The organism is Aestuariimicrobium soli (assembly GCF_051192575.1).
GTDB lineage: Bacteria > Actinomycetota > Actinomycetes > Propionibacteriales > Propionibacteriaceae > Aestuariimicrobium > Aestuariimicrobium soli.
On record NZ_JBPJSQ010000002.1, the window covers coordinates 397223 to 415906 of the forward strand.

An 18684-nucleotide genomic window follows, 5' to 3' on the forward strand; every position below is an offset into this window, starting at 1 on the left:
CACCCTCCGGCTCACGCTACGGGATGCTCAATACCGTCGGGCCATCGCCGCGCAAGGAACTGAGCGACCCTTCACTGTCAGATGGTGACACTCCCCTTCGGACCTCGCCCGGGGTCAGGCCACTGCGTTGCCGGAGGTGCCGGCTGAGGTGGCTGGCCGAGTGGTAGCCGCAGCGCCTGGCGATCACTTCCACCGTCAACTGCGACGACCGCAGTAGCGCCAGCGCCCGCTCGAGCCGCAGGTGGCGCAAACGCTCGCGCGGCGACACGCCCAGCTCCGCGTGGAAGTGTGTGCGCAGGGTCGACTCCGACACCTCGAGCTCTGCTGCCACCCAGTCCATGCGCAGGGGCTCGTCCAGGTGACCCAGGAACAGCCTCTCGGCAGCCTGCACCACTTCGTGGGCTGGGCTGCAGCGGGTCACTCCGCCCCGCCGTCGAAGAGCCACGTCGAGCTGGGTGAGGAGCGCCGGGATCATGGCCGACGACAAGCCGTCCCCCTGCCAGTGCTCGCGGTGCACGCCGCGCAGGTAGGAGGCGATTTCACCACCGTCGTCCTCGACCAGGGCAGGCCACGGCCACGAGGCGGGCGCCCTCGCGAGCAGATACAGGTTGGCGTAGGAGCTGGTGGCCACCTCGGCGTGGTCCACCGTCGGGGGCACCACCAACAGTGAGCCCGGCGCCACCCGGAACCGACGTCCACCCACCCAGGTGTCGATGGTGCCGGTGGTGTAGAGGGTGAGCTTCCACATCGGGTATCGATGCGGGCTGGCGTCGCAGCCGCGGGGCGCCCGGTAGGTGTTGACCCAGACGAACTCCGGCCCCGCCGGGCGGGGCTGCGACGCTGCCGCCCGCACGGCCAACTCACCTCGTCCCGGCCCTGCGCTTGCCATCCCGCGATGGTAGTCAACGGCGCTGGTGCCGCGTGCAGGTTCTTCGTTGTTGGGTGCCTGTTGCTGAGCGCAGCCGGTGGGGTGCAATGACGCCACCGCCATTGCATGGAACGTCGTTCCGAGTCCCCCCCAAGGAGTTCGCCGTGCACACACCTTCGCGCCCGTCCCTGCCCCGCCGTGCCCGTCTGGCCATCGGCACGGTCGTCTCTGCCCTGGCCCTGAGCGTCGCGGTCACCTCCGCGTCGGCTCCTCCGACAGGGGGTCCGGGCGGATACGGAAACACGGTCTCGGATGGAGCCGACCCGAACCAACCTCGGCTGTCGCTCGGGGCGCAATGGTGGCCGTACAGCGTCGGGCCTGGTCAGCTGGGCGCCATTCCCGAGGCGATCGGCGTCGACCAGATCATCGACGGGCGCCGCACGAAGAAGGTCTTCATGGCCGTCACCCGTAACGCCGACAGTTCGGGTGCCACCCTGCGCAACACCATGAAGGTTGCCGAGGACAACGGCCTCGACTTCACCGACTACACGGGACTGCCCACGGGGTTCAACTGGTCGTCGGGTGGAAAGCGCGCCGACGGTTCGCTGGTACTCGTCAAGTTCACTCCGACCACGGCCCCCGCCCCGAATCGGCACGCGCTGACCTTGGCCGGCAGCAGCGATCTGGGCAAGACCTGGAAGACGTGGAACGCACCGATCATCGAGAACAAGTGGCCGATGGCTTGGTACCGCACGACCCGATCTTTCGTCGTCCTGCCCGACGGCACGCTGCTCCAGGGGGTCTACGGCGCCTCCGACGCGGCCGGCAAGCAGGCGGCCGCGATGGTGTTGCAATCGACCGACGGCGGCTTGACCTGGTCGCAGCGTTCCCGGGTCAACCCCACGACCGACGGCGACTCGGGCGAACTTGCGTTCTCGCAGACCAGTGATGGACGCCTGATCGCCATCACGCGCAGCAACGAGGGCTCGGGGAATCCCACCCGCCCCATGAAGCAGGCCTATTCGGACGACGACGGGCTGACCTGGCACCCACAGACGACGTATGTGCCCCCCGCTGGCCTGCCCAAGGAAGGCATCCTGCCAGACCTCACCCTGCAGACCAACGGAGCCCTCGTGCTGTCGTACGGTCGTCCCGACAACAACATCGCCGTGTCGTGGGACGGAACCGGCGAGACCTGGGACACCGGGAAGGTGACCTTCGCCAACTACATTCGCACGACCGAGCGCGGCCGAACCATGGGCTCGTCCGGCAACGGCTCGGTGATTTCGGCGGACAGCAACTATGCGCTGCAGTTCGGCGACATCTGTCACAACGAATGGACCTGCCGGGAGCACGGTCAGGAGAACGGCGCGTGGGTGCGTCGCGTCGACGTGGTCACCCCGGGCAAGGGGAAGCTCGACCTCGCCACGGGTGTTCGCGACGGGGTGATGAAACTGACCGGCGCCGTGGTGCCGCCTGACGCGCGCTTCGCGGAACAGCGCATCGAGGGGGCCGTCGACGGCAGCAACCAGCCACGGGCGGCTGCCCGGCTCGCCGAGGGGGGACCCAAACAGATCACCCTGCAACTGGACCGCACCTACACCCTCAATCGCATCGGACTGATGCTGGACCGCGGCGTCGAGAATGGGGCCAAGGTGCAGGTGTCGACCGATGGCATCACCTGGTCGAGCCCCGTCGTGCGCCAGCGCAATTCCACGGACTTCGCCCTGCGGTACCACGACATCACCCCGGTGCAGGCACGGTTCGTGCGGGTGAGCAATGACGGTTCGGCCCCCTTCACGGCGCTGAACGAACTGGAGTTGTATGACGCCGGGCTCTGGACGTTCGAGAACGATGCCATCAACACCACGCCGCGAGGCACGGTCGACACGCTGCACGCCTTCACCGCCGACACCCTGATGAAGGCCTCCCATTCCCAGCGGCGTGCGATCCTGGTCGACATGGACCCCGACACGCGGGCCACCATGACCTTCCCCTCGCCGGATCTGGCGGGAATGGACCTCACGTTCGACTACGCCGCCGCGGCGTACGGGTCGGGTGCCATCTGGGACATCCTCGGACGAAATGCAGCCGGCGAGCAGGTCACGGCGTGGAAGTTCTGGTTCCACCCCGGTGGTGGCGGCTTCGCCGTGAGCGCCTGGGACGGCTCGGCCTGGCACGAACTGGGCGTCATTCCGACCTTCACCCCCAACACCCAGTGGTTCGACGTCGCCATCCATGCCAAGGGCGGCCAGGCCTCCATGACGGTGCACGGCGTGACGCTGACGACCTCGGTGAAAGCGGACGATGCCGTCGCGCTCACCGGCTTCCGGCCGTCCACGGGATTCAACGTCGCGGACCAGAACATCGAACACTCCTTCGACAACCTGCGGATGACCGAACTCCCCGACACCGTGGTGGGAACAATGCCCGCCTCGACCTTCAGTTACCTCGACACTCCGACCACGCTGAGCCTGCAGGTGCACAACTTCGCCGGAACAGCCACCACCTCTCCCGTGACGGTGTCAGCCCCGGCCGGCTACAACGTGGAGGGTCCGTCGTCGGTGACGGTGCCCGCCAACGCTGTCGCCACGGTGTCGGTCGTGGTCACCCGGGCCCAGACCAGCACGACCGCGGCTCCCGTCACGGTCACCATCGGCGACCAGTCCCGCACGATCCTCCTGCAACCCACAGACGACTGGGTGCGCAGCGCCTCCATGACAGCGTCGAGCAGTTCGGCGCAGTCGTCCCCCGAGAACCTCAACGAGGGCAAGACCGACACGACGGTCTGGGGTGGCGGCGGTGGGGGCGCCTGGAACGACAACACCGGCGGGGCCTTCCCCGATTGGGTGCAGGCGACGTGGGCGTCCGCGGTGACGCTGGCGAAGGTCGACCTCTACACCCTCGACTCGAGCTCGTACCCGGCGTCCCGGTATGGCGTGCGTGACGTCGACGTGCAGGTGCGCGCCTCCGACGGCTCGTGGACGACGGTGGCACAGGTGCGTGGAAACACCCAGGGCACGATGGTGGCGACCTTCGAGCCGGTCACGACCACCGCGCTGCGGATCGTGGTGATCGACTCCAATGACCACACCTACAGTCGACTGATCTCGGTGCAGGCTTTCGGCTCCTGAGGGGGTCAGGAGTCGACCGGCTTCAACTCGCCCAGCACCTCGTTCAGCGCTTCGGTGCTCGACGGGTGCGTGAAGATGCCGTCGCGCAACTGGTCGACCGTCACGTGGGCCCGCATCGCCACCGCGACCAGGTTGACGACCTCCTGCGCGTCGGTGCAGAACAGCGTCGTCCGGTGGCCCCGTCAGCTCGCCTGGCGCACGGGACGAGCGGGCCACGGCTCCCCCAACCACGGCACCTTCGACCCCAGGTCCGACACCAGGTGGTCGACGCGGTTGATCCACGCCACTCGGGCTCGGCGCCCCGCAGCGACGTCGAGCAGTGAGGTCGAGGTGTTCTCGAGGGAGAAGACCAGGGGCTGATCCTCGGCTCCCGACCACTCGTCGCTGGCGGCGCGGGCGAGTTCCTGGGGCGCCAGCAGCGCGTTGAGCAACATCGCACCGAAGGCGCCATGGCAGATCACGGCCACACTGGGCTCGTCCAGCTCGGCGAGCCAGGCCGCGGCGCTCAGCGCGCGGGTCATCGACACGTGGGGTGCTTCGAGGGGGCCGGCGAACCAGCCCGACTCGGTGGCCTCCTCGGGCAGCCTCACCCGAGTCGAGAGCCCGTCGAGGTGGCTGCGCGGGCTCCCCGGGTGGTGAACCGGGGCATCCCAGGGTGCCTGGGCCGGGCCACCGCACTCGAACAGGTCGAGCTTGGCCTCGATCGGCAGGTCGAGGCGCTCGGCGAGCGGTGCCGCCGTCTGGATGGTGCGCGACAACAGCGAGGTGAACACCCGGGTGGGGGCGATCTCGTCCCACACGGGCCACGCGCCCAGCAGCTCGGCCTGGTGACGGCCGAGGTCGGTCAGTTCGGGATCGGAGGAATGGTCGGGCAGTCCCAGGGCGGCGGCGGCGTTGCCGGTCGACTCACCGTGGCGGACGATGCAGATCTTCACCCCTCGACCCTAGTGGGCCGCCTCACCTGGCCCGGATCGACGGGTGCGGGCCAGCGAGGTCAATCAGTGGTCCCGAGCGACCCACCGGGCGTCATCAGCGATTCCGCGAGCCCTTGGGCCGCACCACCCGCTGCACCTGCCAGGTCGGGGAGAGGTTCACCGGCGCCGTGATGGCCATGCCTGCCGTGGCCACGCCCTCGGAGACGTCGGCGGCGCTGACATGACCCGGACGACCCACCTTGGGGGTGGCCAGCACGAGGTGTCCGGTCGGCGACAGATCGGTCAGCGAGTCGACCAAACCATCGGCGACCTCACCGTCCTCGGCCCGCCACCACAGCAGCACGGCGTCGACCCCGTCGACCGACTCCTCCACCAGATCGGCGTCGATGACGTCCATGATGGCGTCGCGCAACTCCTGGTCCACGTCATCGTCCCAGCCCAACTCCTGCACGACCTGACCGGGTGCCAGACCCAGTGCGGCCGCGACCTCTGTCGTCCCCACGGTGACGATGACCTTCCTCTCCACAGACGGTGTTCGTGGGAAAGCCTGCCAGATGTCACCCCCAGCCACCAGAGGCACCCCACACTGGAACAAAGCAGCCGCGCCCACGGTTCTGTAGTTGAAATCGCAATCATTCCTCGAATCCCAGGAGATCACGTGAGCACCGCATTCGGCCTCGGCACCTTCGGCGACGTGACGGTCGACGCCACCGGCGCGACCCAACACCCCGCGACGGTCGTCCGCCAACTGATCGACCAGGGTGTGCTCGCCGACCAGGTGGGCGTCGACGCCTTCGCCATCGGCGAGCACCACCGCGACGACTTCGCCGTCAGCGCGCCCGACGTCGTGCTGGCCGGCCTCGCCACCCGCACCGAGCGCATCCTGCTCGCCTCGGGCGTGACGGTGCTCTCGTCCGACGACCCCATTCGCGTGCACGAGCGGTTCGCCACCGTCGACGCCCTGTCGAGCGGACGAGCCGAGGTGCAGTTGGGGCGCGGCTCGTTCACGGAGTCGTTCCCGCTGTTCGGGTTCGACCTGCGCGACTACGACGTGCTGTTCGAGGAGAAGCTCGACCTGTATGCCCGCCTGCTCGAGGGCGGCCCCGTGTCGTGGGAGGGGACGACCCGCACCCCCGTGCGCGACGTGACCGTGCACCCGGCGACCGAGCACGGCCCGCTCAAGACGTGGATCGGCGTCGGCGGCAGCCCGGAGTCGGTGGTGCGCGCCGCCAGGTACCGCATCCCGATGATGCTGGCCATCATCGGCGGGCCCGCCGATCGCTTCCAGCCCTTCGCCCAGCTCTACCGCCGGGCTCTGGCCGAGTTCGGGCACGAGACCCTGCCGGTGGGCGTGCACTCCCCCGGTCACATCGCCGAGACGGACGACCAGGCCCGAGCCGACCTGTGGCCCTTCTTCAAGGCCAACCGTGACCGGATCGGCCGGGAGCGTGGCTGGGGCGAGACCACCTACGACCAGTTCGAGTACGACATCGACCACGGTGCGCTGTACGTGGGCTCCCCCGAGACGGTGGCGGCGAAGATCGCCCGCACCGTGCAGCTGCTCGAGCTCGACCGTTTCGACCTGAAGTACGCCAATGGGCCCATGCCCCACGAGACGTTGATGACCTCGATCGAGCTCTACGGCAGCCAGGTCATTCCGCACGTGCGCGAGTTGCTCGCCGCCGCGGACTGACCGAGCCCGCCCCCAGAACGCGACACCGCCGCCCGGACGTTGGTCCGAGCGACGGTGTCGCTGTCTGGCTGACTGCTGGTGACTCAGGAATCCCCACCGGCATTGCCGGAGGAACCGGCGGCCGGGTTCATCAGGTCGTACTTCTCGGCCGCCTCGCGGGCCCACTCCGCAGGCACCTGACCCTGCTTGGCCAGCATCTGCAGCGTGCGGACCACGATCGAGGGGCCGTCGATGTGGAAGAAGCGACGGGCAGCAGCGCGGGTGTCGGAGAAGCCGAAGCCGTCCGCACCCAGCGAGATGAAGTCCCCGGGCACCCACTGGGCGATCTGGTCCTGCACCTGGCGCATGTAGTCCGAGACCGCGATGACCGGGCCCGGACGACCCTGCAGCCGCTCGGTGACGTAGGGCACGCGCTCCTCGCCGTGCAGGAAGCTGGCCTCGTCGGCCTCGAGGCCGTCGCGGCGCAGTTCGCCCCAGCTGGTCACCGACCAGACGTCGGCGACCACTCCGTAGTCGTTCTTCAACAGCTCCTGGGCCTCCAGCGCCCACGGCACGCCCACGCCCGAGGCGAGGATCTGCGCCCGACGGGCGTCCTCACCGACCCCGTCGAAGGAGCCCTCCTTGAGCAGGTACATGCCCTTGACGATGCCCTCGGCATCCACGTTCTCGGGCTCGACCGGTTGCACCAGCGGCTCGTTGTAGACCGTCAGGTAGTAGATGACGTCCTCGGGGTTCTCCCCGTACATCCGGCGCAGACCGTCCTTGACGATGTGGGCGATCTCGTAGCCGTAGGCCGGGTCGTAGCTGACGACGGCCGTGTTGGTGGCGGCCAGCATGGGCGAGTGACCGTCCATGTGCTGGGTGCCCTCACCGGTCAGGGTCGTCCGGCCGGCCGTCGCGCCCACCAGGAAGCCGCGACCCAGCTGGTCGGCGGCGGCCCAGATGCCGTCACCGGTGCGCTGGAAGCCGAACATCGAGTAGAAGACGTAGATCGGCACCATAGGCACGCCGTGGGTGGCGTACGACGTGGCGGCGGCCGTGAAGGCGGCCACCGAACCAGCCTCGTTGATGCCCATGTGCAGGATCTGACCCTGCGGGCTCTCGCGGTAGGCCAGCATCAGCTCGTGGTCGACCGGGGTGTAGTTCTGCCCGTGCGGGTTGTAGATCTTGATGGTCGGGAAGAACGAGTCCATGCCGAAGGTGCGCGCCTCGTCCGGGATGATCGGCACGACGTGCGGCGCGAACTCCTTGTCACGCATCAGGTCCTTGAGCAGGCGGACGAAGGCCATCGTCGTCGCGATCTGCTGCTGACCCGAGCCCTTCTTGACCGACGCGTAGGCCTTGTCATCGGGCAGCGAGAGGGCCTTGGCCTGGTCACGGCGCTCGGGCAGGAATCCGCCCAGTTCCTGACGACGCTGCTTGAGGTACTGGATGCGCGGATCGTCGTCACCGGGGTGGTAGTAGGGCGGCTCGTAGGGGTTGGCCTCGAGCTGCTCGTCGGTGATCGGGATCTGCAGGCGGTCGCGGAAGCCCTTGAGGTCGTCCAGCGCCAGCTTCTTCATCTGGTGGGTCGCGTTGCGACCGGCGAAGTGCTTGCCCAGGAAGTAGCCCTTGATGGTCTGGGCGAGGATCACGGTCGGGGCGCCGGTCAGCTTGGTGGCGGCGTCGTAGGCGGCGTAGACCTTCTGGTAGTCGTGGCCACCACGGGCCAGGCGCCAGATGTCGTCGTCCGACCAGTCCTCGACCATCTTCGCGGTGCGCGGATCGCGCCCGAAGAAGTGCTCGCGCACGTAGGCACCGTCGTTGGCCTTGAAGGTCTGGTAGTCACCGTCGGTGGTGGCGTTCATCAGGTTGACGAGCGCACCCTCGGTGTCCTTGGCCAGCAGTTCGTCCCAGCCACGACCCCAGACGACCTTGATGACGTTCCAGCCGGCACCGCGGAAGAACGCCTCGAGCTCCTGCATGATCTTGCCGTTGCCACGCACCGGGCCGTCGAGACGCTGCAGGTTGCAGTTGATCACGAAGGTGAGGTTGTCGAGCTCCTCGTTGGCGGCCAGCTGCAGCAGGCCGCGCGACTCCGGCTCGTCCATCTCGCCGTCGCCGAGGAAGGCCCACACCCGCTGCTGCGAGGTGTCCTTGAGGCCGCGGTTGTGCAGGTAGCGGTTGAACTGTGCCTGGTGGATGGCGTTCATGGGGCCGATGCCCATCGACACCGTCGGGAACTCCCAGAACTCCGGCATCTGCCGGGGGTGGGGGTACGACGGCAGCGGGTGCGGCTTCGACTTCTCCTGACGGAACGCGTCGAGCTGCTCCTCGGTGAGGCGCCCCTCGAGGAAGCCTCGGGCGTACATGCCGGGCGAGGCGTGGCCCTGGAAGAAGATCTGGTCACCACCACCGGGGTGGTCCTTGCCCCGCCAGAAGTGGTTGAGGCCCACCTCGTACAGGGTGGTCGCCGAGGCGTAGGTCGAGATGTGCCCGCCGACGCCGATGCCGGGGCGCTGCGCCCGGTGCACCATCACGGCGGCGTTCCACCGCAGCAGGCGACGTACCTCGCGCTCGAGGGCCTCGTCACCCGGGTACTCGGGCTCCTGGTCGGCCGGGATGGTGTTGATGTAGTCGCTGCTCGTCAGGGACGGGACGCCGATCTGCTGCTCACGTGCACGCTCCAGGAGTTTCAGCATCACGTAGCGAGCACGGTTGCGTCCCCCCTGTTCGATGATGCCGTCCAGCGACTCCAACCACTCCGAGGTCTCCTCGGGATCCGCATCGGGAAGGGTGGTGGGAAGACCGTTGATGATCGGGCCGGACTCCTCGCGCTGGGTCACTGAGCATTCCTTTCTGATGACTGCACCTGTCCATCTTCCCCTCTCCCCCTCGGTTTGTCACAGCAGGGCCTCCAAAGCGTGGAAGCATCGGCCCCGTGAGCCTCTCCGTGCGCCTGCAGACCGCCGCCGACTGGGCCAAGGTGCGTGACCTTCGCCTCGAAATGCTCGCCGACACGCCCATCGCCTACCTCGAGCGACTCGAGGACGCGCTGACGTTGTCGGACGAGGACTGGCAGCGGCGCATCTCGACCTGGGCGCCGGGGCTGGGCGAGGCGTTCGCGCTGGTCGACGCCGACGACACCTGGCTCGGGCAGTGCAGCGTCAACCTCGACCGGTGGTCGGCCATCCGGCGGGTGTGGGTCGGCGCCGTCTACGTCACGCCGTCCGCCCGAGGTGGCGGCGGTGCGGCCATGCTGATGGAGGCGGCCGCCGACTGGGCGCGGGCGATCGGCCACGACCAGCTGTGGCTGGAGGTCAACGACCACAACCCGCGGGCGATCGCCTTCTACGAACGCGAGGGCTGGGTGCGCACCGGAGGGGTGCGACCGTACCCGCTCGATCCCGAACACTCCTCCGAACTCGAGATGGTCAAGCGCCTCGGCCGGGTCGGCTGAACTCGAGCAGGCGTTCCACCGGCCAGGTGGTGATGATCCGGTCGGGCTCGATGCCGGCCGCCTCGGCTCGGGCCGCCCCCAGGGCGAGGAAGTCCAGTTGGCCCGGGGCGTGAGCGTCGGTGTCGATCGCGAACAGGCAGCCCAGCTCACTGGCCAGGGCCAGCAGGTCGTCGGGTGGGTCGTTGCGTTCGGGGCGGGAGTTGATCTCGACGGCGACGTCGAACTGCGCGCAGGCCGCGAACACCACCTCGGCGTCGAACTCCGACTGGCCGCGCACCTTCGACTCGCCACGCGGGCCCTTCTCGACCTTTCGCCCCGTGCAGTGGCCCAGCACGGTGGTGCGGGGGTTGGCGATCGCACCCACCATGCGGCGGGTCATGTACTGGGCATCCATCTGCAGCTTGGAGTGCACGGAGGCGACCACGATGTCGAGGTCGGCGAGCAGGTCGTCACGCTGGTCGAGTGACCCGTCGTCGAGAATGTCGACCTCGATGCCGCGCAGCACCCGAATGTCGGGCTGCTCGCTCTGCACCCGGGCGATCTCGACCCATTGCTCGGTCAGCCGCTCGGCCGACAGCCCGTTGGCCACCCGGAGCCTGGGCGAGTGGTCGGTCACGGCCAGGTACTCACGTCCGAGTCGAGCCGCGGTGGCGACCATCTCGGCGAGCGGGGAACCGCCGTCCGACCAGGTGGTGTGGGTGTGCAGGTCGCCCCTGAGGTCGGCCAGCAGGGACGACTCGGCCAGCGGCCGCTGCCCCCACTGGCGCAGGTCGGCCAGCGCGGTGGGAATGCCGCCGCCCGCCGCCTCCCGGATCACCGCGGCGGTGCTGGGCCCGACTCCGGGAATCGACTGCCAGGCGTCGCTCCCGGCGAGCACCGCGAGGTCGTCCGGTGTCAGGGTGGCGAGTGCATCGGCCGCCTTGCGGTAGGCCTCGACCCGGCGGGTCTCGTCGCGCCGGCGCTCGCGCCAGAACGCGACCTCGCGCAGCGCCTCCACCGGTCCGATCGTCTCTGCAGCCATGCGCCCGAGTCTAGGGAGCCCGAGTCTGGGGCAGTTTAGGATCGGGTCACCATGATCGAACTCGACGCCGAGCACCGCGCCGCCCTCGTGCAGCGACTGGGCCAGACCACCGCGCAGATGACCACGGCCGCCGTGGCCGCCATGGAGGAACGACTGCCCTGGTTCCGTGAGATGGACGCCGAGGAGCGGTCCTGGATCATGCTGGTCGCCCGCGGCGGCATCGACGGGTTCGCGAACTGGTTCCAGACTCCCGACTCGGCCCACAGTTCGTCCACGGCCATCTTCGATCGGGCGCCGCGGGCGCTGACCCGCCGGGTGAGTCTGCTGCAGACGGTGGAACTCGTGCGGGTCACCATCGCCGTCGTCGAGGAACAGATCGAGTCGTTGATGCCCGCGGACGACCGCCCGGTGCTGCGCACGGCCATCGTCGAGTACTCCCGCGAAGTCGCCTTCGGCGCCGCCGAGGTCTACGCCCGGGCCGCCGAGATCCGCGGCTCGTGGGACTCCCGCCTCGAGGCCCTGGTCGTCGACGCCGTGGTGCGGGCCGAGACCGACGAGACCGTCATCTCGCGCGCGTCGACCCTGGGGTGGGTGGCGGGCACGAAGGTGGCCGTGGCCGTCGGGCGCGCCCCACTGGCGGCCGATCGAGACCTGGACGATGTGCGCCACGCCGCCGAGCGCCACAAGCTGGCGCTGCTGGCGGCCGTGCAGGGCGATCGGCTGGTGCTGATCTGTTCGGGAGCGGCCATCGTCGATGCAGCCTCGGCCGTCGACGCGGTCTCGCGGCTGACGCACCACTTCGGGGAGGGCCCCGTCGTGGTCGGGCCCGTGGTCGACGACCTCGTCGACGCGTCGGTGTCGGCCCGCGCCGCGATCGCCGGGCATCGCGCCGCCATCGCCTGGCCCGAGGGCGCGCGGACGCTCGCCGCCGCCGAACTGCTGCCGGAACGCACGCTGATGGGCGACGGACATGCCCGGCGGGCGCTGGTCGATGACGTGTTCACCCCGCTGGAGGCGGCCGGGGGCGACCTGTTGGCCACCACGGTCGCCTTCCTCGACAACGCCGGGTCGGTCGAGGCCACCGCGCGGGCGGTGTTCATTCACGCCAACACGGTGCGCTACCGCCTCAAGCGCATTCAGGAGGTGACCGGGTACTCCCCCATGGACGCCCGCGACGCCTACGTGCTGCGGTTGGCGATCACCCTGGGACGACTGGCCGGCACCCGCTGATCGACCGACGAAGCGACGGGAATGACAGCGGTGTGATTCACGGCATCCGACAAGCTGGCCGCCGCCGCCACGGATGACCACTCGCCGAGACCTTGTGGGGATCCCACAAGAGGCCACCAGAACATTTCGTGGACGAAACAGAGCGCCGACCCCACCGCTCCCGGCAGAGTTGACGCTGTGATTGCCATCGTCGCGCCCGGACAGGGCGCCCAGACACCCGGCTTCCTGGCCCCGTGGCTCGAGCTTGACTCGTTCCGCGACCTGCTCGCGACCCTCTCGGAGGCGGCCGAGCTCGACCTCGCCCAGCTGGCCACCGAGGCCGACGCCGACACCATCCGCGACACCGCCATCGCGCAGCCGCTGCTCGTCGCGGCCGGCATCGCCACCGCAGCCGAGCTCGTCCCCGACCTGCCCGCCGACAGCGTGACCGCGGGACACTCCGTCGGTGAGATCACCGCGGCCGCCCTGGCCGGCGTGCTCTCCCCCACCGATGCCATGACCTTCGTGGCCACCCGCGGTCGAGGCATGGCCGAGGCATCGGCCCTTCGTCCGACCTCGATGACCGCCGTGGTCGGCGGGAACGCCGACGAGGTGCTCGCCGCCATCGAGAAGCACGGGCTCACCCCGGCCAACAACAACGGCTCCGGCCAGGTGGTCGCCGCCGGCACCGTCGAGCAGTTGGCGGCGCTGGCCGAGGAGCCCCCCGCTCGCGCCCGACTCTTCCCACTCAGCGTGGCGGGTGCCTTCCACACCGAGCACATGGCCCCGGCGCAGGATCGCCTCCGCGACCTCGCGGCCGGCCTGACCACGTCCGACCCCGGCGTCACCCTGCTGAGCAACCGCGACGGACTCCCGGTCGCCTCGGGCGCCGAGTTCCTCGACCGGTTGGTCAGCCAGGTGACCTCGCCGGTGCGCTGGGACCTCTGCCTGGAGCAGCTGCGCACGCTGGGCGGGGCGGGGGGCATCACGGGCCTGCTCGAACTGGCCCCCGCCGGCACCCTGACCGGGATCGCGAAGCGCAATCTCAAGGGCGTCGACCTGTTCAACCTCAACACTCCCGACCAGTTGGACGAGGCCCGCGCCTTCGTCCGCACCCACACCCGCGAGAGCGAGAACGCATGAGCCTGCACGCCAGCCAGGGCGCCAAGTACGCCCGCATCCTGTCCGTCGGTGGCTACCGCGGCAGCCGCGTCGTCGACAACGAAGAGATGTGCACGATGATCGACTCGTCGGACGAGTGGATCCGCCAGCGCACCGGCATCGTCGAGCGCCGCTGGGTGGCCGAGGGTGAGACTCCCCGCACCATGGCGGTGGCGGCGGCGAAGAAGGCCCTCGACCGGGCCAACCTGACCGCCAACCAGATCTCGGCCGTGATCTGCTCGACCGTCACCCACTTCCAGCAGACCCCGTCGCTGGCCTGTCTGGTCGCCGACGACCTGGGGTGCGCCTCTCCCGCGGCGTTCGACATCTCGGCCGCCTGCGCGGGCTTCTGCTACGCGGTGGCCCAGGCGGAGTCGCTCGTCCGCTCGGGTGCCAGCCAGTACGTGCTGGTGATCGGCGTCGAGGCCCTGTCGATGCTCACCGACCTGACCGACCGTTCGACGGCCTTCCTGTTCTCCGACGGCGCCGGCGCCGCGGTGATCGGCCCCTCCGACACCCCCGGCATCGGGCCGGTGGTGTGGGGTTCCGACCCGTCGCAGGCCGAGGTGATCGAGGTCGACGACTGGCGCGACACCCACGACACCGAGGGTGCGGGCCCGTTCATCACCATGGAGGGTCAGAAGGTCTTCCGCTGGGCCACCACTTTCATCGCCGACAAGGCCCGCGAGACCCTGCGGGTCGCCGGGCTCACCCCCGACGAACTCGATGTCTTCATTCCCCACCAGGCCAACAACCGCATCACTGACTCGATGCTGCGCCACCTCAAGCTGCCCGAGTCGGTCGTGGTGAGCCGCGACATCGTCGGCATGGGCAACTCGTCGGCGGCCTCGGTGCCGCTGGCCATGGAGGCCCTGCTCGAGTCGGGAGAGGCCTCCTCGGGCCAGACCGCGCTGACCATCGGCTTCGGCGCCGGCCTCGTGTTCGCCGGACAGGTCGTCGTGCTTCCCTGACCGCTCCGGTCACCCCAGAACTCCTGCGAACTACTCGAGTGTTCGCAGGCCCGGAGCACCCGCTCCACCACCCAAGAAAGAGGAGGGCCCCATGGCCAGCACCGAAGAGATCCGCGCCGACCTCGCCGAGATCGTCAACGACGTCGCCGGAGTCGCGGCCGACGACGTTCAGCTCGACAAGTCGTTCACCGATGACCTGGACGTCGACTCGCTGTCGATGGTCGAGATCATCTACGCCTGCGAGGAGAAGTTCGGCGTCTCGATCCCCGACGAGGACGCCAAGAACCTGAAGACCGTCGGCGACGCCGTGGCCTTCATCGAGCGCGCCCAGGCCTGACCTGACGCTGGCCGCGGGTGGGCCCACCCGCGGCCAGCGCCCACCACCACCAACTGCCCGACCCACCAACTGCCCGACCCACCAACTGCACGGAGCACGCCATGACAACCGTCGTGATCACCGGATTCGGAGCCTTCACCCCGCTCGGCGCCGACGCCCCCACCACCTGGACGAACCTGCTCGCCGGTGTGTCGGGCGCCCACACGCTGCCCTACGAATGGGCTCACGACCTGCCGACGAACTTCGCGGCCGAGACCATGGACGACCCCGCCACCCGCCTCGAGCGGGTCGAGGCGCGGCGCATGGACCGCTCCACCCAGCACGCGGTGATCGCCGCCCTCGAGGCCTGGGCCGACGCCGGCCTGACGCTGCCCTCGGAGCACGACGACGGCGACAACGGCATCGATCTGGATCGCCTCGGCGTTTGCTGCGCCTCGGGCATCGGCGGCATGCAGTCGCTGCTCGGCCAGTGGGACGTGCAGAAGGAGAAGGGTTTCCGCCGCGTCAGCCCGTTCACCATCCCGATGCTGATGGCCAACGCTCCCGCCGCCAACGTCGGTCTGAAGCTGGGTGCCCGCGCCGCCATCCACACCCCCGTGTCGGCCTGCGCCTCGTCCAACGAAGCCATCGCGTTCGGCCTCGACATGCTGCGCCTGGGCCGCGCCGACATCGCCGTGGTCGGCGGCACCGAGGCCGTCATCCACCCGCTGCCGCTGGCTGCCTTCGGTCAGATGCAGGCGTTGTCGCGCCGCAATGACGCCCCCGAGAAGGCTTCCCGCCCCTGGGACGTCGACCGCGACGGGTTCGTGCTCGGCGAGGGCTCGGCGATGATGGTGATCGAGACCCTTGAGCACGCCCAGGCCCGCGGCGCCACGATCTACGGCACCCTCGCCGGCGCCGGCATCTCGGCCGACAGCCACGACATCGTGCAGCCCGACCCGGCCGGACGAGGTCAGGCCGCAGCCATGGTGAAGGCGCTCAAGGAGGCCGACCTGCAGGCAGCCGACATTCGCCACATCAACGCCCACGGCACCTCGACCCCGCAGGGCGACGTCGCCGAGGCCGGATCGATCAAGCTGGCGCTGGGTGACACCTCGAACCTGTGGGTCAACTCCACCAAGTCGATGACCGGTCACCTGCTGGGTGGCGCGGGCGCCGTCGAGACATTCGCGACCGTGATGGCGCTGAACACCCGCACCATTCCGGGCACCATCAACGTCGACAACCTCGAGCCCGACCTGCCCGTGCAGATCGCCACCTCGACCACGTCGCTGCCCGAGGGTGATCTGGCGGCCATGAACAACTCGTTCGGCTTCGGTGGGCACAACGTGGTGATCGCGGTCACCAACGAGCACCAGAGCCGCTGAGCGTCAGACCACTTGGTGCAGCCAGCGGACGGTGTCGTCCTCGGCGCGCCTGAACGGTTCCAGCTCGGCGTCCCACCCGGCGCCGAGCAACGACTCCAGCTCCTGCCCCAGGTCGGTTCCGTGGGCGGCGGCCCGGGTCATCGCCTGCCGAATGCGGTCTTCGTGCACCACGATGTCGCCGACGGCGTTCGTGGCCGCAGCGAACACACCGAGCGCGGGGGTCACCGACCACCGGGAGCCCTCGCCGCCGCCTCGCGGCAGTTCGGTGACGTCGAAACGCACCCGCTGCCACCTGGCCAACGCCGAGGTGATCGCGGCGCCCGTGCCCGCCCGGCCCGAGAACGCGAGTTCGGCCCGCCAGCTCGAGGGCTCGACGGGCTGCGGGTGCCAGTCCAGATGGGTGGGCACGCCGATCACGCCGCCGAGCGCCCACTCGAGGTGGGGCCGCAGTGCCGACGGCGTGGAATGGATCTGCACGACGCCCGTCACGGGCTGATCGGTCAGGTTCCGGCTCGAGATCATGGTGTGCCTCCTCGTCCAGATGAGCCTTCCCCAGCCTCTGGTCGCGGGTCGCACCTGACCCCTGTCAGCGATTCTGCATCAAACCGGGGGCGGGCGCCAGCCCTAGGCTGACCCCATGAACACACCCGATCCCGTTGCCCGACAGGTCACCACGGAGGAGGCCTTGGCTGGCTCGCCCGCGTGGTCGGAGCTCAAGGCGGCTCCCCTCACCCGCGGCGGGCAGGCGGAGTTGCTGTGGCTCGAGTCACGCCCGACCGAGAACCGCCGCACCACGATCGTCGGCCTGCACGGGGAGCTGACCCCGGCACCGTTCACGGTGCGCAGCCGGGTGATGGAGTACGGCGGCGGCGCCTGGGATGCCCGCGACGGCGTGATCGTGGCGGTGGACGACGCCCGGGGCCAGCTGGTGCGGGTCGCCACCCCCGGCGAGCCCGAGCGCGCCCTGGCGCCGGCCTCGTCCGAGGTCAGGTTCGGTGGCCTGCAGGTGCACCCCGAGCGGGGCATCGTGCTGGCCGTGCGGGAGGACCATCGCGGGGTCGCCGAGGGGTCCGCCAGTGAGCCCGTGACCACCGTGGTGGTGCTGGCCCTCGACGAGCCCAACGACGACTTCGGGCAGGTGGTGGTGGCCGGGGCCGACTTCGTGGCCGGGCCGAGGCTCTCCGCGGACGGGCGGCTCGCCTGGTTCGAGTGGAACCACCCGAACATGCCCTGGGATCGAAGCGCTGTGCGCTACGCGCCGTTGACCGTCGCGCAGGGCCGGTGGGGGCTCGGTGAGATCACGACCGTGATGGACGAGCCCGAGGTGAGCGCCCAGCACCCCCAATGGGGCCAGTCGACAGCAAGCGAGTCGCCGGCGGGCGAGGTGCTGTGGTTCATGTCCGACGAGACGGGCTGGTGGAACCTGCACTGTCACACGGTTGACGAGGGCAGCAGGGTCGCGTGGCCCGTCGACGACGACTGCGACCACCCGGTGTGGACGCTGGCACCGCCCCGCTGGTCGGCCACCGGCCGGCCGGTCGTGCACCGCCTGTCGCGGGGATGGCCCGTGCTGACGGAGGTCGATCCCGACAACGGTGACGAGTACCGGGCCGAGCTGTCGGGGCTCGCGGAGGTCGACTCCGTGGTGCGCCTCGGCGGGGTCGCGCACGCGCTGGTGAGCCAGATCGACGCGGGCGACGCGATCGTCCGCCTCGAGGTCGACCGCGACCACCTGCGCGTCACGCCGGTGGCCGGCGGCGAGCGCCCGGGCTGGCTGCCCAGCGAGCCCCACAGCATCTCGGTGCCCGGCCCGCATGGCGACGTGCAGGCGTGGCTGTACCTGCCCGTCGGGGCCCAGAGCTCGTCCCACCCGTTGATCGTGAAGTCCCACGGCGGCCCCACCTCGTACGCCTCCATCGCCCACTCGCCGCTCACTGACTTCTGGACGAGCCGCGGGTTCGCCGTCGTCGACGTCAACTACTCGGGCTCGACCGGGTTCGGGCGCGACTACCGCAATCGACTGCGCGGCCAATGGGGGGTGCTCGACGTGGGCGACTGCGTGGCGGTGGTCGACCACCTGGTCGACGCGGGCATCGTCGACGAGCGTCGGGTGAGCATCACGGGCGGGTCGGCCGGCGGCTACACCACCCTGCAGTCGCTGGTCACCACCGACCGCTACACGGCCGGGGTCAGCCGTTACGGCATCGGCGACCTCGTCATGCTGGCCACCGACACCCACAAGTTCGAGAGTCGCTACCTCGACTCGCTGGTGGGTCCGTGGCCCGCGGACGAGCAGACCTACCTCGACCGCTCCCCCATTCACCACCTCGACTCCCTGGCCACGCCCATGCTGATCCTCCAGGGGCTCGACGACAAGGTGGTGCCGCCCAACCAGGCGCGCGCCATGGCCGAGGCCGTCGAGGCCAAGGGGCTCCAGGTGGAACTGAAGCTCTACGAGGGTGAGGGGCACGGCTTCCGGGGAGGCGAGGCACGCCGCGACGCGCTCGAGCGAGAGCTCGCGTTCTACCGACGCCTGTTCGGTTAAAGTC

General features: G+C 69.6%; 15 protein-coding genes and 1 pseudogene. 9 read left to right on the forward strand and 7 right to left on the reverse strand.

Annotated features, from left to right (window positions below; all coding sequences use genetic code 11):
* Nucleotides 1-16: 16 nt before the first annotated feature.
* Nucleotides 17-889 (reverse strand): helix-turn-helix domain-containing protein, encoded by an 873-nt coding sequence (locus tag ACSDQ9_RS03140; protein ID WP_435143448.1) that lies wholly within the window; start codon nucleotides 887-889, stop codon nucleotides 17-19.
* A gap of 143 nt (nucleotides 890-1032) precedes the next feature.
* Here ACSDQ9_RS03140 and ACSDQ9_RS03145 point away from each other — a divergent pair, with 143 nt between their 5' ends.
* Nucleotides 1033-4002, forward strand: coding sequence for a galactose-binding domain-containing protein (locus ACSDQ9_RS03145; protein WP_435143451.1), 2970 nt, complete (start codon nucleotides 1033-1035; stop codon nucleotides 4000-4002).
* A gap of 5 nt (nucleotides 4003-4007) precedes the next feature.
* On the opposite strand, the pseudogene ACSDQ9_RS03150 reads toward ACSDQ9_RS03145, so the two are convergent.
* The 3 genes and pseudogenes from ACSDQ9_RS03150 to ACSDQ9_RS03160 all read right to left on the reverse strand — a co-directional run.
* A pseudogene (locus tag ACSDQ9_RS03150) lies at nucleotides 4008-4169 on the reverse strand (pyridine nucleotide-disulfide oxidoreductase); the annotation flags it as partial.
* Nucleotides 4170-4184: 15 nt separating this feature from the next.
* A complete protein-coding gene (locus ACSDQ9_RS03155; RefSeq protein WP_435143454.1) occupies nucleotides 4185-4937 on the reverse strand; it encodes a histidine phosphatase family protein in 753 nt (250 codons plus the stop codon).
* 94 nt (nucleotides 4938-5031) lie between these two features.
* A complete protein-coding gene (locus ACSDQ9_RS03160) occupies nucleotides 5032-5439 on the reverse strand; it encodes a DUF3052 domain-containing protein (RefSeq protein WP_435143754.1) in 408 nt (135 codons plus the stop codon).
* A gap of 156 nt (nucleotides 5440-5595) precedes the next feature.
* Here ACSDQ9_RS03160 and ACSDQ9_RS03165 point away from each other — a divergent pair, with 156 nt between their 5' ends.
* Entirely contained in the window at nucleotides 5596-6630 is a 1035-nt protein-coding gene (locus ACSDQ9_RS03165) for an LLM class flavin-dependent oxidoreductase (RefSeq protein ID WP_435143456.1), read from the forward strand.
* Between the two features lie 83 nt (nucleotides 6631-6713).
* On the opposite strand, the gene aceE is transcribed toward ACSDQ9_RS03165, so the two are convergent.
* Nucleotides 6714-9455, reverse strand: a complete 2742-nt coding sequence (aceE, locus tag ACSDQ9_RS03170) for a pyruvate dehydrogenase (acetyl-transferring), homodimeric type (protein ID WP_435143458.1) — start codon at nucleotides 9453-9455, stop codon at nucleotides 6714-6716.
* Nucleotides 9456-9550: 95 nt separating this feature from the next.
* Between aceE and ACSDQ9_RS03175 the strand changes: the two genes are divergently transcribed.
* A complete protein-coding gene (locus ACSDQ9_RS03175) occupies nucleotides 9551-10069 on the forward strand; it encodes a GNAT family N-acetyltransferase (RefSeq protein ID WP_435143461.1) in 519 nt (172 codons plus the stop codon).
* Here ACSDQ9_RS03175 and ACSDQ9_RS03180 read toward each other — a convergent pair.
* Nucleotides 10044-11090, reverse strand: a complete 1047-nt coding sequence (locus ACSDQ9_RS03180; RefSeq protein ID WP_435143463.1) for a PHP domain-containing protein — start codon at nucleotides 11088-11090, stop codon at nucleotides 10044-10046. The two genes, ACSDQ9_RS03175 and ACSDQ9_RS03180, sit on opposite strands and share 26 nt — an antisense overlap.
* A gap of 117 nt (nucleotides 11091-11207) precedes the next feature.
* Here ACSDQ9_RS03180 and ACSDQ9_RS03185 point away from each other — a divergent pair, with 117 nt between their 5' ends.
* From ACSDQ9_RS03185 to ACSDQ9_RS03205, 5 genes are all read left to right on the forward strand, one after another.
* A complete protein-coding gene (locus ACSDQ9_RS03185) occupies nucleotides 11208-12320 on the forward strand; it encodes a PucR family transcriptional regulator (protein WP_435143756.1) in 1113 nt (370 codons plus the stop codon).
* 177 nt (nucleotides 12321-12497) lie between these two features.
* On the forward strand, nucleotides 12498-13442 hold the full coding sequence (locus ACSDQ9_RS03190; RefSeq protein ID WP_435143465.1) for an ACP S-malonyltransferase: 945 nt from the start codon (nucleotides 12498-12500) through the stop codon (nucleotides 13440-13442).
* A complete protein-coding gene (locus tag ACSDQ9_RS03195; protein WP_435143467.1) occupies nucleotides 13439-14431 on the forward strand; it encodes a beta-ketoacyl-ACP synthase III in 993 nt (330 codons plus the stop codon). Before ACSDQ9_RS03190 ends, ACSDQ9_RS03195 begins: the two co-directional genes overlap by 4 nt.
* Before the next feature lie 91 nt (nucleotides 14432-14522).
* Entirely contained in the window at nucleotides 14523-14768 is a 246-nt protein-coding gene (locus tag ACSDQ9_RS03200) for an acyl carrier protein (RefSeq protein ID WP_022910501.1), read from the forward strand.
* Nucleotides 14769-14869: 101 nt separating this feature from the next.
* Nucleotides 14870-16135, forward strand: coding sequence for a beta-ketoacyl-[acyl-carrier-protein] synthase family protein (locus tag ACSDQ9_RS03205; RefSeq protein ID WP_435143471.1), 1266 nt, complete (start codon nucleotides 14870-14872; stop codon nucleotides 16133-16135).
* A gap of 3 nt (nucleotides 16136-16138) precedes the next feature.
* Here ACSDQ9_RS03205 and ACSDQ9_RS03210 read toward each other — a convergent pair whose 3' ends face one another.
* Nucleotides 16139-16657 (reverse strand): DUF3145 domain-containing protein, encoded by a 519-nt coding sequence (locus ACSDQ9_RS03210; protein ID WP_435143474.1) that lies wholly within the window; start codon nucleotides 16655-16657, stop codon nucleotides 16139-16141.
* 115 nt (nucleotides 16658-16772) lie between these two features.
* Between ACSDQ9_RS03210 and ACSDQ9_RS03215 the strand changes: the two genes are divergently transcribed.
* Nucleotides 16773-18680, forward strand: a complete 1908-nt coding sequence (locus tag ACSDQ9_RS03215; protein WP_435143477.1) for an alpha/beta hydrolase family protein — start codon at nucleotides 16773-16775, stop codon at nucleotides 18678-18680.
* Nucleotides 18681-18684: the final 4 nt, after the last annotated feature.